The 14,389-nt window shown below is 72.7% G+C and carries 14 protein-coding genes and 1 tRNA gene; 6 read left to right on the top strand and 9 right to left on the bottom strand.

From position 1 onward, the window contains the following. Positions 1-56: 56 nt before the first annotated feature. The 6 genes from ACFV5N_RS01995 (at position 57) to ACFV5N_RS01970 (ending at position 4,571) form a co-directional block, all read left to right on the top strand. The gene (locus ACFV5N_RS01995; RefSeq protein ID WP_385592722.1) at positions 57-1,232 is read left to right on the top strand and encodes a helix-turn-helix domain-containing protein; all 1,176 of its coding nucleotides are present in this window, start codon (positions 57-59) and stop codon (positions 1,230-1,232) included. A 134-nt stretch (positions 1,233-1,366) separates the two neighbouring features. Beyond that, positions 1,367-1,804, top strand: coding sequence for a hypothetical protein (locus ACFV5N_RS01990; protein ID WP_385592719.1), 438 nt, complete (start codon positions 1,367-1,369; stop codon positions 1,802-1,804). Positions 1,805-1,979: 175 nt separating this feature from the next. Further along, complete coding sequence (locus ACFV5N_RS01985) at positions 1,980-2,885, top strand: radical SAM protein (protein WP_385592716.1); 906 nt, start codon at positions 1,980-1,982, stop codon at positions 2,883-2,885. Continuing rightward, on the top strand, positions 2,882-4,012 hold the full coding sequence (locus ACFV5N_RS01980; RefSeq protein WP_385592713.1) for a methyltransferase domain-containing protein: 1,131 nt from the start codon (positions 2,882-2,884) through the stop codon (positions 4,010-4,012). The genes ACFV5N_RS01985 and ACFV5N_RS01980 overlap by 4 nt, the downstream gene beginning before the upstream one ends. Before the next feature lie 62 nt (positions 4,013-4,074). After that, a complete protein-coding gene (locus ACFV5N_RS01975; protein WP_385592710.1) occupies positions 4,075-4,197 on the top strand; it encodes a hypothetical protein in 123 nt (40 codons plus the stop codon). A gap of 74 nt (positions 4,198-4,271) precedes the next feature. Further along, positions 4,272-4,571 (top strand): hypothetical protein, encoded by a 300-nt coding sequence (locus ACFV5N_RS01970; protein ID WP_385592707.1) that lies wholly within the window; start codon positions 4,272-4,274, stop codon positions 4,569-4,571. Positions 4,572-5,003: 432 nt separating this feature from the next. On the opposite strand, the gene ACFV5N_RS01965 is transcribed toward ACFV5N_RS01970, so the two are convergent. From ACFV5N_RS01965 to ACFV5N_RS01925, 9 genes are all read right to left on the bottom strand, one after another. Continuing rightward, positions 5,004-5,894, bottom strand: a complete 891-nt coding sequence (locus ACFV5N_RS01965) for a helix-hairpin-helix domain-containing protein (RefSeq protein ID WP_385592704.1) — start codon at positions 5,892-5,894, stop codon at positions 5,004-5,006. A 131-nt stretch (positions 5,895-6,025) separates the two neighbouring features. Continuing rightward, positions 6,026-6,871: a DegV family protein gene (locus tag ACFV5N_RS01960; RefSeq protein ID WP_385592701.1), complete on the bottom strand. Its 846-nt coding sequence runs from the start codon at positions 6,869-6,871 to the stop codon at positions 6,026-6,028. Positions 6,872-6,894: 23 nt separating this feature from the next. After that, positions 6,895-7,536 (bottom strand): hypothetical protein, encoded by a 642-nt coding sequence (locus ACFV5N_RS01955; RefSeq protein ID WP_385592698.1) that lies wholly within the window; start codon positions 7,534-7,536, stop codon positions 6,895-6,897. A 120-nt stretch (positions 7,537-7,656) separates the two neighbouring features. After that, a complete protein-coding gene (gene leuS / locus ACFV5N_RS01950) occupies positions 7,657-10,515 on the bottom strand; it encodes a leucine--tRNA ligase (protein WP_385592695.1) in 2,859 nt (952 codons plus the stop codon). 225 nt (positions 10,516-10,740) lie between these two features. Continuing rightward, a tRNA-Ala gene (locus ACFV5N_RS01945) sits at positions 10,741-10,813 on the bottom strand. 130 nt (positions 10,814-10,943) lie between these two features. Beyond that, the gene (locus tag ACFV5N_RS01940; protein WP_026047268.1) at positions 10,944-11,177 is read right to left on the bottom strand and encodes a hypothetical protein; all 234 of its coding nucleotides are present in this window, start codon (positions 11,175-11,177) and stop codon (positions 10,944-10,946) included. 204 nt (positions 11,178-11,381) lie between these two features. Beyond that, positions 11,382-11,999, bottom strand: coding sequence for a histidine phosphatase family protein (locus tag ACFV5N_RS01935; protein ID WP_385592692.1), 618 nt, complete (start codon positions 11,997-11,999; stop codon positions 11,382-11,384). Between the two features lie 23 nt (positions 12,000-12,022). Next, positions 12,023-12,472, bottom strand: coding sequence for a ribosome silencing factor (gene rsfS, locus ACFV5N_RS01930; protein WP_385592690.1), 450 nt, complete (start codon positions 12,470-12,472; stop codon positions 12,023-12,025). A gap of 136 nt (positions 12,473-12,608) precedes the next feature. Next, positions 12,609-14,387 carry an LCP family protein gene (locus ACFV5N_RS01925; protein WP_385592687.1) on the bottom strand — a complete coding sequence of 593 codons (1,779 nt, stop codon included), beginning with the start codon at positions 14,385-14,387 and terminating at the stop codon, positions 12,609-12,611. Between the last annotated feature and the right edge of the window lie 2 nt (positions 14,388-14,389).

The raw sequence follows: 14,389 nt of genomic DNA, 5'->3' as shown, positions 1-14,389 counted from the left end.
GCTACGGCCGGCGGCGGGGGCGCCTTTTGCGTTACGGCAGTCGTACCCTCGGATACATGAGTGCCGAAATCGGTGACCGGCTCCGCGATGTCCGCAAGCGCCGGGGCATGAGCCAGCGCGAGCTTTCACAGCAGTCCGGCGTGTCCCTATCGCTCATCCGCAAGCTTGAGCAGGGCGAGCGCAGCGACACGCGACTTGAGACCGTCCACATGCTCGCATCCGCTCTGCGGGTGTCCACCACCCGACTCATCACCAGCCATATCGAAGAGGCCGCCGACCCAACCGTCATCCGCAGTTGGGAACCGCTGCATCGCGCGCTAGCCGGCCGAACCACGACCGACGATCTCGCCGAAGCCCCGACAGTTGATGGCGTCACGCAAGCGGTCGACGGCGCCATGCGCCTGTTCTCCTCCAATCAGTTTGCGAAGCTCGGAACGGTGCTGCCGCCGCTTCTACGGGACACGGAAACCCTGGCAGCCCTTGACCACCGAGGTCGCGCACCCCACATGCGGGTGCTCCAACTAGTCGCCTGGTTGCTCGTTCAGACCAGGCAGTTCGCGTCGGCCGAGCTGGTGCTCGAACGCTCGCTTGATGGGGCAGTGGATCAGCTCCAGGGGGCCGCAACCATCAATACCCAGTGCTGGTCGCTGTTGCGTCAAGGCCGATTGTCGGAGTCACGTGAACTAGCGCTTCGCTGGGCCGATGACACCGAGCCGCGCCTGTCTCGCGCAACGGCCGGCGACCTCAGCACGTGGGGGTGGATGTTGCTTCGGGTCTCTGCCTCCGCCGTGCGGGACAACCGCCCCGGCGAAGCAGCAGACGCGCTCCGCCTGGCCAAATCGGCGGCTACTGCATTGGGGCAGCAGCACGAGACTGTGGATCACCTACGGTCGTTCGGTCCGCTGACGGTCAAGCTGAAGCGCGCGGAGAATGCGATGATCGTGCAAAAGCCCGATCACGTCCTATCGCTGGCAGAACAGATTCCCGTCAATGTTGCTGGCCTCACTCCGAGTGATGTCAACAGGCACCGCCTCGACGTAGCCAACGCGTACGCCCACACCCGCCAGTACACCAAGTCAGTCGAGACCCTGCTCGATATTCAACATGCGGCACCTGAGTGGCTGTCCAATCAGCGGTACGCCCGCGACATCCTCGGCAGCGTCATCAAGCGCCGCCGAACCCTCACGCCCGAGATGCGTTCTCTCGCGGCTGCCGTTCATCTGCCCATCTGACCAGCGGTAACGCTGTGTGGCACTTCGGCCTGACGACCCGGCAAAGTGCCATCGACGCCGTGTAGTGACCACTTCTAACCTCTTCGTCACGCCGGGTTCCAGCCAGAACCCGGCTGCTGACCGAAGGGGTTCCCATGCTTGCCGGGCTTAGCGACACGGCGCCGCCGACCGGCCCGGACATCACCGATGCCGACTGCCGGCCGCGCCCCCCGCACCCCGGAGACGGCCACGCCTGGACCTACGGCCACTGCTGGTGGTGGTGCGGCCACCAGTACACCCTCGTTCTCTGGCTCGGCACCGTGAGCACCGCCGGCCAACACGCACCCGTGTACGCCTGCCGCACCTGCCTCGCCCAGCTCCACCACGCGGTCATCGACTACTCCGAGGCCCTGCTCGACGCCCCGTGCGACATCTCCGGGGGACTCCGCGTGCCCCTGTACGTCGACGCGACCGACAGTTCGCCGCCGCCCCGGCCAGCCCGGCACCGCCCCGCCCGGCACCGCCGGCCCCGGTCCGCGCTCGGCCGCCTGTGGCACCACCTCACCGCCGGCCGCATCCGACCGGCCCCCTGACCGCCCGCCCCCTGCCGAGGCGACACCTGATCGAGGCTCCCCCGCCCGACAGAACCCCTCGGCAGGGGCGCGGGCTCCAAACTCCCCGCCCCGGCCGCCATCCTGGGGAGGCTGCACGGCCGGGGCGGGGCAGTACCACGCACCGCACCCATCCGATTTGACGAAGGGCAGTCCGATGGCACCGACCATCGCACCACACGTAGCCGGTATCCGCAGCGTCGAGCTGGAGATCGCCGGGAACTGCAACCTCCGCTGCTCGCACTGCTGCACCGATTCCAGCCCGACCGCCCCGGCCGGCACCATGACCCGCGCCGACTGGGACCACGCCCTCGACGACATCGCCGCCGTAGGCATCCCGGCCGTCCAGTTCATCGGCGGCGAACCGACCCTCTCGCCCGACCTGCTGCCGCTGATCGACCGCGCGCTCGAACTCGGTCTCGCCGTCGAGGTGTACAGCAACCTCGTAATCGCCCGGCCCGGCCTGTGGGCCCGGCTTCAGCGCCGAGGCGTCAGCCTGGCAACGAGCTGGTACTCGGACGACCCGAACGAGCACGAGCGGATCACGGGCGGGCGTGGCGCCTACAGCCGGAGCCTTTTCAACATCAGGAAGGCCGTTGCCCACAAGGTGCCGGTCCGCGTGGGCATGGTTGAGGTCATCGAGGGGCAGCGCATCGCCGAGGGCGCCGCCCAGATGCAGGCCCTCGGCATCACGAACATCCGCATCGACCGCACCCGCGCCGTCGGCCGCGCCGCAGCGACCGAGAGCGGCCCGCCAGCCGTCTCCGAGCTGTGCGGACGCTGCTACCGTGAGCGCGCCGCCATCGGCCCCAACGGCGACGTGTACGGCTGCATCCTGTCGAGGGACATGCCCACCGGCAACGTCCGGACCACCCCCCTGTACGACATCCTGACCGGCGCCGAGTGGGCCGACGCCCGAGCCGCCGTCCCCCCGGCGACGGCGGCTTGCCCGCCCGACGACTCCAACGACTGCGACCCCGCCAACACCGAGGCGTGCTCCCCGGCTTACGACGACGTGGACGCCCTGCCCGCACCCGCGCTGCTCGGAGGTGTCGCGTCATGATCTGGCGACCACGCGCCGACCAGCTCGCCCAGGCCGTCACCCACGCACACTCGCCCTGGCGGGCCGCCGTCGCCGCCGTGCCCCGCCACGTGTTCACCCCCCAGTGGTGGACCAGACAGCCTCACGGCTGGTCGCTGCACGACGGCCCCGCCGACCCCGACCACTGGCTCGACTCCGCCTACGCCGACCGCTCCCTCATCACGGCCGTGGCCGGCCACCACGCCGACGGCGCCGACCCCGACCACCACCCCACCGGCCGACCGACCAGCTCCGCCACCCTCCCCAGCCTCCTCATCCAGATGTACCGGCACGCGCGGATCGGCCCGCACGACTCCGTGCTCGACGTGGGCACCGGCAGCGGATACGGCACCGCGCTGCTCGCCCAGCGCCTCGGCGACGCCCGCGTCACCTCCATCGACATCGACAAGTACCTCGTCGAGGCCGCGCGCGAACGGCTGTCCTCGATCGGCCGGTACCCCCTGGTCGAGATCGCCGACGCCACCGGGGACATCCCCGGGGTGTACGACCGGATCATCGCGACCGTGGCCATGCCGCACATCCCCGCATCCTGGCTCCGCGCACTGCGGCCGGGCGGCCGGCTGGTGACCACGCTCACCGGCACCACGCTGATCATCACCGCCACGAAGCAGGGCGACGGCAGCGCGGTCGGCCGGGTCGAGTGGGAGCGCGCCGGCTTCATGACCGCCCGGTCCGGCCGCGACTACCCGGCCGGCGCCGCCGACCAGCTCGCCGCCGCCTGGACCACCCACGGCGATGTCAAGATCAGCCCGTACCCCGTGGTCGACGTTGAACAGGCATGGGACCTGTCCAGCATGGTCGCCCTCACCATGCCCGGAGTCGAGCACGGCTACCGCGTCGAGGACGGCCGGCGCATCGCCGTCATGGCCCACCCGGACGGATCGTGGGCCCGCGCCACCGGCACCGGTCCGCAGCCGGCCAGCGTCCACCAGGGCGGCCCCCGCCGCCTGTGGGATCAGCTCGACGCCATCCGCGAGCAGTGGCTCATCAGCGGCGAACTGCCCGTCCGGGGCGCCCGCGTCCGCATCGAACCCACCGGCCGCACCGTGCTCACCCGGAGCGGCTGGCACACCGTCGTGAGGCCCTGACTCCCGCAGCCGCGCCCCCGCCCACCACCACCGGGCGGGGGCGCACCCATGACCGGAGCACCATGCACCACCACCCCGACCGCCGCCGCGTCGCCGACTGGCTCGACCGGCTACTCGTAGGCGCCGGCTGCCTGCTGGCCATCGGCGCCCCGCTGATCGCCGCCGCATCCTGCGCCGTCCGCTGACGACGACGCCCCCGCCCAGCTCACAGCCGGTACGGGGGCGTTGTGCTTTACAGCCACTCTCCACGATGATGTGCGTGAGGTCGGTGGCCTGGACGGCCTCCCGCAGTTCGGGCGTGATCCGCGAGGCGTCCCCGATGACCAGCGCCGGTACCAGGGCCGCCGCGTCCTCGGGCAGCCCCTGGGTGGCCTCGCGCAGCGACCGGCGCAGCAATCCGGCGAACCGCTGGGCGCCGCCGGGCTCGGCGGTGACCAGCGGCGGACCGTTGTCCAGGACCCGCAGCACGGCCGCGAACTCGCTGCCCCGCCCCGGCATCGGCTCGTCCGTCCTGGCCTCGACCAGCAGCCGGGTGGAGGGCAGGACGGCCGCCCACTGAGCCAGATGTCCGGCGGCCGGGCGGGCCACCACCAGGACCGGATCGCCCCGGTCGGTCGCGCCCGTCATGACGACCACCTCGCCCCGCTGCGTCCCGGCCACCTTGGGGTCGCCGCCGATCTCCACCTCGACGGTGGCGCGTTCGCCGATCGACTGCGCGAGCGGGCTGCCGCGGACCGCCGCGCCGTGCAGCGCGGCCACCACCGCCCCGGCGGCGGCCGAGGCCAGCGCCATGGCCACGGCCACCCACAGCCCCGAGCGGGAGCACGCCAGCACCGCCACGGCCAGCAGCACCGATCCGCCGGCCGCCCAGAGGGCCACCACCAGCGGCCCGTCCAGCGCGGCCGCGGCGGCCGCCCAGGCCGTCCCGGCGGGCGCCACCAACCGCAGGTCCGCGGCCCGGTCGGCCACCGCCGTACCGCCGCCCGGCGGCTCAGAGCGTGACACGGGACTGGAGATCGCTCAGCCGGCGCTCACCGATACCGGAGACGTCGAGCAGTTGATCGACCGAGGTGAATCCGCCCCGTTCCGTGCGGTGGGCGATGATGTTCCCCGCGAGGACGGGGCCGACGCCCGGCAGGGTCTGCAACTGTTCGGCGGTGGCCGTGTTGAGGCTGACCGGACCGCCGACGGCCGCCGGATCGGCGGCCACCGGGTCGGGGGTGACGCCCACCAGGATCTGCTCCCCGTCGCTCAGCGGACGGGCGCGGTTCAGCCCGTCGGTGTCCGTCCCGGGCAGCACCCCGCCGGCCGCCTCGACCGCGTCCGCGACCCGGGCGTCCACGGCCAGGGTCCGCAGCCCCGGACTGTGCACCTCGCCCGCGACGTCGACCACCAGCGTCTCCGGCTCGGCCGCCCGCTCCGCCGCCTGCTCGGCGGCGGGCGAGGGCGCGGCGGCGACCGGCTCCGCCCCGGCGGTGACCGGCCGCGGCCGCCCCGACCAGTAGTGCTGCACGGCGAATCCGGCGGCCACCACCAGCACCACGGCGAGCGCCGCGAGGGTACGCGGCTCCATCCCGCACCGGTCCTGGAACCCGAGCCGCAGCCGCTGCCACCGGGAGAGCCCCCGGCCCGGCTCCGTCACCGCCTCCGTGACCGCTCCCGGAAGCGGCTCCGGGTCGGGACCAAGGTGCGGGTCAGGGTGGGGATCGGGTGGCTGCCGGTCGGGTGCCGCGGCCGGAGCGGCGACCCGTTCCGGCCCCGCTCCCGCGGCCGGCGCCCCCGCGCCGCGGATCGTCGCGGGCGGGAACAGCACCGCGGCGCGGACGGCGGACCGCCGGCCTTCCTCGTGCGTACGGACCTGGGACGCGCTGCGATTCCTCATGTGCCGCACGGTACGGACCTTCCGGACGGCCCGGGAGAAAGCGCGGAATTCTGTGGACAACCCGGCCCCTGTGGATAACTCCGTCACTCACACGAGTGAGTTGGGCCGAGCAGCGGGGCCGAACCCCGGCCCTACCTCGGGGCGACGACCGCCGCCAGCAGCCCCGGTCCGGTGTGCGCGCCCAGCACCGCGCCCACCTCGCTCACCCGCACCCGCGCCGCCCCGGGGATCCGGTCCCGCAGCCGCTCCGCGAGCGCCACCGCCCGTTCCTCCGCCGCCAGATGGTGCACGGCCACCTCCACCGGGCCGAGCCCGGCGTGCGCGGCGGCCAGTTCCTCCAGCCGGGCGATCGCCTTCCCCGCCGTCCGCACCTTCTCCAGCGGCTCGATCCGCCCCTCCACCAGCTCCAGCAGCGGCTTCACCGCCAGCGCCGACCCCAGCAGCGCCTGCGCCGCCCCGATCCGGCCGCCGCGCCGCAGATGCTCCAGGGTGTCCACGTAGAAGTAGGCCCGGGTCTGCTGCGCCCGTTTGACCGCCGCCGCCACCGCCTCGTCCGCCGTACCGCCCGCCCCGGCGGTCTCCGCGGCGGTCAGCACACTGAACCCCAGCGCCATCGCGACCATCGCGCTGTCCACCACCCGCACCGGCACCGGAGCGTCCCGCCCCGCCAGCACCGCCGCGTCGTACGTCCCCGAGATCTCCGCCGACAGATGCAGCGACACCACGGCCTCCGCGCCCGCCTCCGCCGCCCGCCGGTAGGCCGCCGCGAAGGTCTCCGGGCTGGGCCGGGAGGTGGTCACCGGCAGCCGCTCCCGCAGCGCCCGCTCCAGCCGCCTGGCCGCCTCCGGCGTGCCGTCCGGCACCGGCTCACCGTCGAGCACGACCGTCAGCGGCACCACCGTGATCCGGTGCCGCTCCACCTCCGCGGGCGGCAGATGGGCGGTGGAATCCGTGACGATGGCGACAGAGCGGGGCATGGTCCGGAGAGTAGCCGACGGTCTTACCCGCGCTCCCCGGCCCCCGGCCGCTTTCCGCCGCCCTCGATCCCGGGCTCCGGCTCCGCCCCGGCCCCCGGCAGGGCCTCCGGCGGCCCCTCGGCCGGCGCCCAGTGCCGCAGCGCGCTCGCCTCCACCTCGATCTGCGCGTGCAGCGCGTCGAGCGCGTCCACGTCGTGCCGGTGCGCCCGCTCCAGCGCCGCCGAGCGCAGCGAGCCCGCCGACCGTACGATCCGCTCCGCCCGCTCCCGCAGCGCCGGCAGCCGCGCCGCCACCACCCGGCGGTCCGGCTCCCCCGCCATCAGGGCGCCCAGCTCCCCGTCCAGCTGCCGCGCGTGCCCGTACAGCTGGTCCAGCAGCGCCAGCGACTCCCGCAGCCCCGGATCGTCCGCCGCACCCGTCCGCAGGACGCTGCGGGTGCCCTCCAGCGCGCCCCGCAGCTCCCTGCGGGTCCGGGCCACCTCGCCGAGCACGCCGGGCTGCACGGCGCGGGCCGCCAGCGTGGCCTCCGACACCGTGTGGTTCACCTTGTGCCGCAGCTCACGCCCGGCCCGCTCGGCACGCCGCTTCACCGACCGTGCCGTGCGCACCACCAGTGCCACGAACACCAGGAAGGTCAGCACCATCACCGCGATAGCGATCTCCATCCCACCCTCCTCACTCCCGCCAGCCTAGGCCGAACGGCCCCGGAACGGGACGGGGCCGGACCCGGAACCCTCCCGGATTCCGGCCCCGGCCCCGCCCCTACGGCCGTCGTGTCCGCCCGGTCAGGCGGGCACGATGTTCACCAGCTTGGGCGCCCGCACGATCACCTTGCGCACCGCGCCCCCGCCCAGCGCCGCCACCACACCCGGGTCGGCCAGCGCCAGCGCCTCCAGCTCCGCGTCGGCGATCTGCGGCGGCACCTCCAGCCGCGCCTTCACCTTGCCCTTGACCTGCACGACGCACGTGACGGTCTCCTCGACCACGTACGCCGGGTCGGCCACCGGGAAGTCCGCGTGGGCGACACTGCCCTCGTGGCCCAGCCGGTGCCACAGCTCCTCGGCGATGTGCGGGGCCAGCGGCGCCGTCAGCAGCACCAGCGTCTCGGCGACCTGGCGCGGCACCGGGCCGCCCCGCTTGGTCACATGGTTGTTCAGCTCGGTGATCTTGGCGATCGCCGTGTTGAACCGCAGCCCGTGCAGATCGCGGGTCACCCCGTCCACCGCCCGGTGCAGCGCCCGCAGCGTCTCCTCGTCCGGGGCGTCCTCGGTCACCGTGACGGCGCCGGTGGTCTCGTCCAGCACATTGCGCCACAGCCGCTGGAGCAGCCGGTACTGCCCGACGACCGCCCGCGTCTCCCACGGCCGGGAGACGTCCAGCGGGCCCATCGCCATCTCGTACAGCCGCAGCGTGTCCGCGCCGTACTGGGCGGCGATGTCGTCGGGCGAGATCGCGTTCTTCAGGGACTTGCCGATCTTGCCCAGCTCGCGGGTGACCCGCTCACCGCCCCACCAGTACGTGCCGCCCTCGCGCTCCTCGACCTCGGCGGCCGGCACCGGGAAGCCGCGCGCGTCGCGGTAGACGTACGCCTGGATCATGCCCTGGTTGAACAGCTTGTGGTACGGCTCGGCCGAGGACACATGCCCCAGGTCGAACAGCACCTTGTGCCAGAACCGGGCGTACAGCAGGTGCAGCACCGCGTGCTCCGCGCCGCCGACGTACAGGTCCACGCCCCCGGTCGGGATGCCCTCGCGCGGGCCCATCCAGTACCGCTCCAGCTCCGGGTCCACCAGCCGCTCGGCGTTGTGCGGGTCCAGGTAGCGCAGGTGGTACCAGCAGGAACCGGCCCAGTTCGGCATGGTGTTGGTTTCGCGCCGGTACGGCCGCGGACCGCGCCCGTCGCCCAGGTCCAGGGTGACGTTGACCCACTCCTGGTTCCGGGACAGCGGCGTCTCCGGCTGGGTGTCGGCGTCCTGCGGGTCGAAGGTGCGCGGCGCGTAGTCCTCCACCTCCGGCAGTTCCAGCGGCAGCTGCGAGTCGGGCAGCGCGTGCGCGATGCCGTCCTCGTCGTACACGATGGGGAACGGCTCGCCCCAGTACCGCTGGCGGCTGAACAGCCAGTCCCGCAGCCGGTAGTTGACGGTGCCCTCACCCAGGCCGCGCTCGGCCAGCCACGCGGTGACGGTCGCCTTGGCCTCCTCCACGGTCAGGCCGTCCAGCGACACCTCGGGGCCGGCCGAGTTGACCAGCCGCGCCTCCTTGGCGTTGAACGCGTCGTCCCACTGCGCCGGGTCCGTGCCGCGGCCGTCCGTGGGCTCCACCACGCAGCGCATCGGCAGCTCGAAGGCGCGCGCGAACGCGAAGTCCCGGCTGTCGTGCGCCGGCACGGCCATGATCGCGCCGGTGCCGTAGCCCATGAGGACGTAGTCGGCGATGAACACCGGGATCCGCTCGCCGTTGACCGGGTTGGTGGCGTACGCGCCGGTGAACACGCCGGTCTTGACCTTGGCGTCCGCCTGCCGCTCCACATCCGACTTGGCGGCGGCCTGCTTGCGGTACGCGGCCACCGCCGCGCCCGGCGTGGCGTGCCCGCCCGTCCAGGCCTCGCGGGTGCCCTCGGGCCAGGCCGCCGGCACGATGGCCTCGATCAGGTGGTGTTCGGGCGCCAGCACCATGTACGTCGCGCCGAACAGCGTGTCCTGACGCGTCGTGAACACCGTGACGGTGCCCCCATCGCCCGGCTCACCCACCGCGAAGTCGACCCGCGCGCCCTCGGAGCGGCCGATCCAGTTGCGCTGCTGGAGCTTGATGGCCTCGGGCCAGTCGACGGTGTCCAGATCGTCGGCCAGCCGGTCGGCGTAGGCGGTGATCCGCATGTTCCACTGGCGCAGCTTGGCCTTGAAGACCGGGAAGTTGCCGCGCTCGGAGCGCCCGTCGGCGGTGACCTCCTCGTTGGCCAGCACGGTGCCCAGGCCGGGGCACCAGTTGACCGGCGCGTCCGAGGCGTACGCCAGCCGGTACCCGCTCAGCACCTCGGCGCGCTGCGCGGGCGTCAGCTCGCTCCACGGCTCGCCGTCCGGGGTGGCCCGGGTGCCGGCCTCGAACTCGGCGACCAGCTCGGCGATCGGCCGGGCCCGCCCGGCCTCCGTGTCGTACCAGGAGTTGAAGATCTGCAGGAAGATCCACTGGGTCCAGCGGTAGTAGTCCGGGTCGATGGTGGCGATGGAACGCCGCTTGTCGTAGCCCAGACCCAGCCGGCGCAGCTGGCCCTCGTACTTCTCGATGTTGGCCTCGGTGGACACCCGCGGGTGGGTGCCGGTCTGCACAGCGTACTGCTCGGCCGGCAGCCCGAACGCGTCGTAGCCCAGCGTGTGCAGCACGTTGTGGCCGCTCATCCGCAGGAAGCGCGCGTACACGTCGGTGGCGATGTAGCCCAGCGGATGCCCGACGTGCAGCCCCGCACCCGAGGGGTACGGGAACATGTCCATGATGAACTTCTTGGGCTTGGCCGCCTGGGCCGGGTCGTCCGCGAGATCACCGGACGGGTTCGGGGTGCGGTACGTGCCGTGCTGCTCCCAGTAGTCCTGCCAGCGCGCCTCGATGTCCGCTGCCAGGGCGGCGTCGTACTTGTGTGTCTCGCTCATGGTCCTCGAAGCTCCATCGGATCGTCTCTGCCACGCCATGAAAAAACCCCTCGCACAGGAGGGGACCGCCGCGCCGATTCCGGCCCCGGCGCACCAGCGGGGGCCGGCGGTGATTCAGCGCGGCCAGCTAAGCAGAAGGCGTACGGCACGCATGGGCTCAGACTACCGCACGGGCCACAACCGAAAGCGGGCCATCCAGTAACTGGATGGCCCGCTCGGTGAGTGTGGAGCTAAGGAGAATTGAACTCCTGACCTCTTGCATGCCATGCAAGCGCTCTACCAACTGAGCTATAGCCCCTTGTTCTGTTGTCCCCCGCCGGGCTTCCTTCCGGTTTCCCTTCCGGCCCCTTGCGGCGATGCCCTTACTCTACACATGAACCCCGGTGGTTTGCCAAATCGGCTGCGGCGGGCCGCCGTCCGGGGGTTCGTCAGGCGCTGGCGAAGGAGTAGAACCGCTTGAGCGCGCAGTGCTCGTCGAGCAGTCGGCCGTAGATCGGCTCGCCCTCCAGCTCGCGGTAGACCTCGATCGGGTCGCCCTTGATGATGAGCGCCCGCGCGCACTCCACGCACCAGTACTGGTAGCTCGTGTTGACGGGCTGGAGATCGCGGACGATGGGCGTACCGCAGCCGCACCAGTCGCATTTTCTGCTGTGGGCACCCAAGGGAAACGCCTCCGTCAATGCCGGACAGGCCAGGCCGGGGACCCCTCGCCCGGCATTCCCCGATTGTGCCACGGGGGGACCGGGCCCTATAAGGCCCTGGTCACACCTCGTGTGCAAAGGGAGACGCGTTCGAGATCCGCGTGCGATTCCGGCGGACGGTACGGGCCCGGACCGGGGCGGCGGGCGCGTCGGGAAAGGGACGTCTCAGACGTCGTCGCCGATGACCGGCTCGGGTAGCGAGCCCGCGTTGTGCTCCAGCAGCCGCCAGCCGCGCACGCTCTCGCCCAGCACCGACCAGGAGCAGTTGGCCAGCCCGCCCAGCGCCTCCCAGGTGGGCGGCGCGAGACCGATCAGCCGGCCGATGGTGGTACGGATCGTGCCGCCGTGGCTGACCACGACGAGCACCCCGTCCGGCGGCAGCTTCTCCACGGTGCGCTCCACCAGCGGGGCCGCCCGGTCGGCGACCTCCGTCTCCAGCTCACCGCCGCCGCGCCGCACCGGCTCGCCGCGCTTCCAGGCGGCGTACTGCTCGCCGAAGCGGGCCTTGATCTCCTCGTGCGTGAGCCCCTGCCACTCGCCCGCGTACGTCTCGCGCAGCGCCTCGTCGTGGGCGACCGGCAGCCCGGTGACGGCCGCCAGCTCGGCGGCGGTGGCCGCCGTACGGCGCAGGTCGGAGGCGATGATCGCGTGCGGGGACAGCCCGGCGAGCAGCCGCGCGGCCCGCTTGGCCTGGGCCACACCGGTCTCGGTCAGCTCGATGTCCAGGGTGCCCTGGAAGCGGTTCTCCAGGTTCCAGGCGGTCTGCCCGTGCCGCCACAGCACGATCCGCCGGCCGCGCGCGGCGCTCAGCTGAACTCACCGCCCGGTGCCGTCTCCCCGTCCGCCCCGGCGCCCTCACCGGCGTGCGCCGCCGCCTTGCCGCGGGTGGCCAGGGCGTCCGCGGGCAGGTCGAGCTGCGGGCAGTCCTTCCACAGCCGCTCCAGCGCGTAGAACACCCGCTCCTCGGCGTGCTGCACATGCACCACGATGTCCACGTAGTCGAGCAGCACCCAGCGGCCGTCGCGCTCGCCCTCGCGGCGCACCGGCTTGGCGCCCAGCTCCTTGTTCAGCTTCTCCTCGACGCCCTCCACGATCGCCTTGACCTGCCGGTCGTTCGGCGCGGAGGCGAGCAGGAAGGCGTCGGTGATGGCGAGGACGTCACTGACGTCGTAGGCGACGATGTCGTGCGCCAGCTTGTCGGCCGCGGCCTGGGCGGCGGCCTCGATCAGCTCGGTGGCGCGATCCGTTGCGGTCACAGGCGAAGCTTCTCCATCGTTACGGCGGCGGTGGTGGTTCGGCAGCGTCAGTGGATTTCTCCGACGATGTCCTCCCAAGGGTCTCACGGCCCACTGACAGGCTCGGCCCGGTTCTCCCCTGAGCCCGGGCCCGCCGCTACTCTCCGTAATCCTCACCCAGGATGATCGTCACATCGGCGTTGGGCGCGCCGTTCCCTGCCCCCACCACGTCCTCCGGCAGGCCCAGCGTCCTGGCCGCCTCCAGCGCCGTCTCCCGGTGCTCCTCCGCCCCGTACATCACCCGCGAGGTCTCGCTCGCCTCTTCCGCCGTCCGGCTGTCGACCACCGAGAAGCCGCCGTTGATCAGCGCCACCCGGGCCATCTCCCCGCCCTCCGCGCCGCCGGTCGCGTCGGTGACCGAGATCCGCAGCGCGGCCCCCGGGTCGGCGTTCACCACCGTGCCGCCCAGCACGTCCATCACCAGGCCCTCGGCGGTCTCGGCGCTGAGCGTGCCGTCGGTCTCCACCGGCAGCAGGACGGTCTCGTACGCCCCGTCCTGCGCGTAGCCGCCCAGCTGGGCCAGGCTCAGCGCCAGCTCCTCCTCGGACAGCGAGGGGTCGGCGATCAGCCCGACCGCGTGGATGGTCCGGGTCGCGCCGTCCTCCCCGGTCGGCATCTTGGCCAGGATCCCGGCGAGGACCTGGCCGAACCGCTCAAGGCGCGCGTTCTCCGGCTCGTCCGGCTCCCGGTGCGTGGCGTACGCGACGGCGGCCTCGCCGCTGAGCGAGACGTTGTCGCCCAGCGGCACCACCGGCTCGTCCTCCTTGGCGCCGGGCACCTCGACGTCCGTGGTGACGGTGATCCCGCCGAGCAGGTCGACCAGGGTCTCCAGATAGGGGGTGCCCAGCCGCCACGTTCCCTTGATGTCGGCGCCCAGCAGCGCGCCGGCCGCCTCCCGTACCGACCCTGCCGCCTCCTGGGTGACGGCCTGGCCCAGCGTGGTGGTACCGCCGTCCGGGGTGATGGTCAGATCGCCGGGCAGCAGCACGGTGTACCCGCCGCCGGTGGTCTCGTTGGCGACCAGCAGGGCGGTGGAGGCGGTCTCGCCGTCCAGCTCCCGCAGATGCACGATGATCACATCGCGTTTCTGGGCTTCCTCCGTCGCCCCGTCCCCGGCCCCCGGCCCGGACAGGAACGGCAGCCGGTCGGTCGCCCACAGCGCCCCGACCCCGCCGATGAGCGCCAGCACCAGCACGATCACCAGCAGCCTGACCCGCCCCCGGCCGCGCCGCTTGGCCTCCTCGCGGCGCTCGGTGCGGCTCTCGCTGAACTTCAGCCAGTCGATCACGTCCTCCGAGTCGGTGTTCTCCTCCTCGATGAAGGCGAACTGCTCGGTGGCGTACTCCTTGTCCTCCGCGCCCGGCTCCCCGCCGGGCCCGTGCCCCGGGGCGGCGGGGTCCTGCTCCGGGTCCGCCCCGGCGCCGTACCCGGCCTCCGGCCGCCGCTGCTGCGGCACGCCCTGGACCGGCGCGCCCCCCGCCGCCGCGTCCGGCGCCCCGGCGGGCGGGGCGGCCACCGGCGGCTGCTCCCCGGTGTCGTACCCGTACCCCTGCGGATAGCCCTCGTGCGGCGGGTAGGTGTCGGTGATCCGCGGCTGCTGGCCGCTCCCCCAGTCGTACGCCTGCTGCTGATAGCCGTCGTACCCCTGGGCGTCCTGGTACCCCTGGGGCTGCTGATACGGCTCGTACCCCGGGTACCCCTGCTGCTGCGGATGCTGGGGAGCGTCCGGATGCTGCGGATAGGGCTGCTGCTGGTAACCCGACTGGTCCTGCGGCTGCTGGTAGTACGGCTGCGGATCCTCCTCCGGCTGGTACAGGGGGCGCCCGTACGCGTCGTAGCCGTAGATCTGCCCGTACGGATCCTGTCGGTCGTTCACCC

Source organism: Streptomyces sp. NPDC059853, assembly GCF_042731495.1.
Classification (GTDB): domain Bacteria; phylum Actinomycetota; class Actinomycetes; order Streptomycetales; family Streptomycetaceae; genus Streptomyces.
This window is presented reverse-complemented; position numbering and strand designations above follow the sequence as displayed.

Bases quoted from the DNA above. Each gene is read 5' to 3' on its own strand.
- ACFV5N_RS01995 (WP_385592722.1), top strand. From the start codon at position 57: ATGAGTGCCGAAATCGGTGACCGGCTCCGCGATGTCCGCAAGCGCCGG.
- ACFV5N_RS01990 (WP_385592719.1), top strand. From the start codon at position 1,367: ATGCTTGCCGGGCTTAGCGACACGGCGCCGCCGACCGGCCCGGACATC.
- ACFV5N_RS01985 (WP_385592716.1), top strand. From the start codon at position 1,980: ATGGCACCGACCATCGCACCACACGTAGCCGGTATCCGCAGCGTCGAG.
- ACFV5N_RS01980 (WP_385592713.1), top strand. From the start codon at position 2,882: ATGATCTGGCGACCACGCGCCGACCAGCTCGCCCAGGCCGTCACCCAC.
- ACFV5N_RS01975 (WP_385592710.1), top strand. From the start codon at position 4,075: ATGCACCACCACCCCGACCGCCGCCGCGTCGCCGACTGGCTCGACCGG.
- ACFV5N_RS01965 (WP_385592704.1), bottom strand. From the start codon at position 5,894: ATGAGGAATCGCAGCGCGTCCCAGGTCCGTACGCACGAGGAAGGCCGG.
- ACFV5N_RS01960 (WP_385592701.1), bottom strand. From the start codon at position 6,871: ATGCCCCGCTCTGTCGCCATCGTCACGGATTCCACCGCCCATCTGCCG.
- ACFV5N_RS01955 (WP_385592698.1), bottom strand. From the start codon at position 7,536: ATGGAGATCGCTATCGCGGTGATGGTGCTGACCTTCCTGGTGTTCGTG.
- leuS (WP_385592695.1), bottom strand. From the start codon at position 10,515: ATGAGCGAGACACACAAGTACGACGCCGCCCTGGCAGCGGACATCGAG.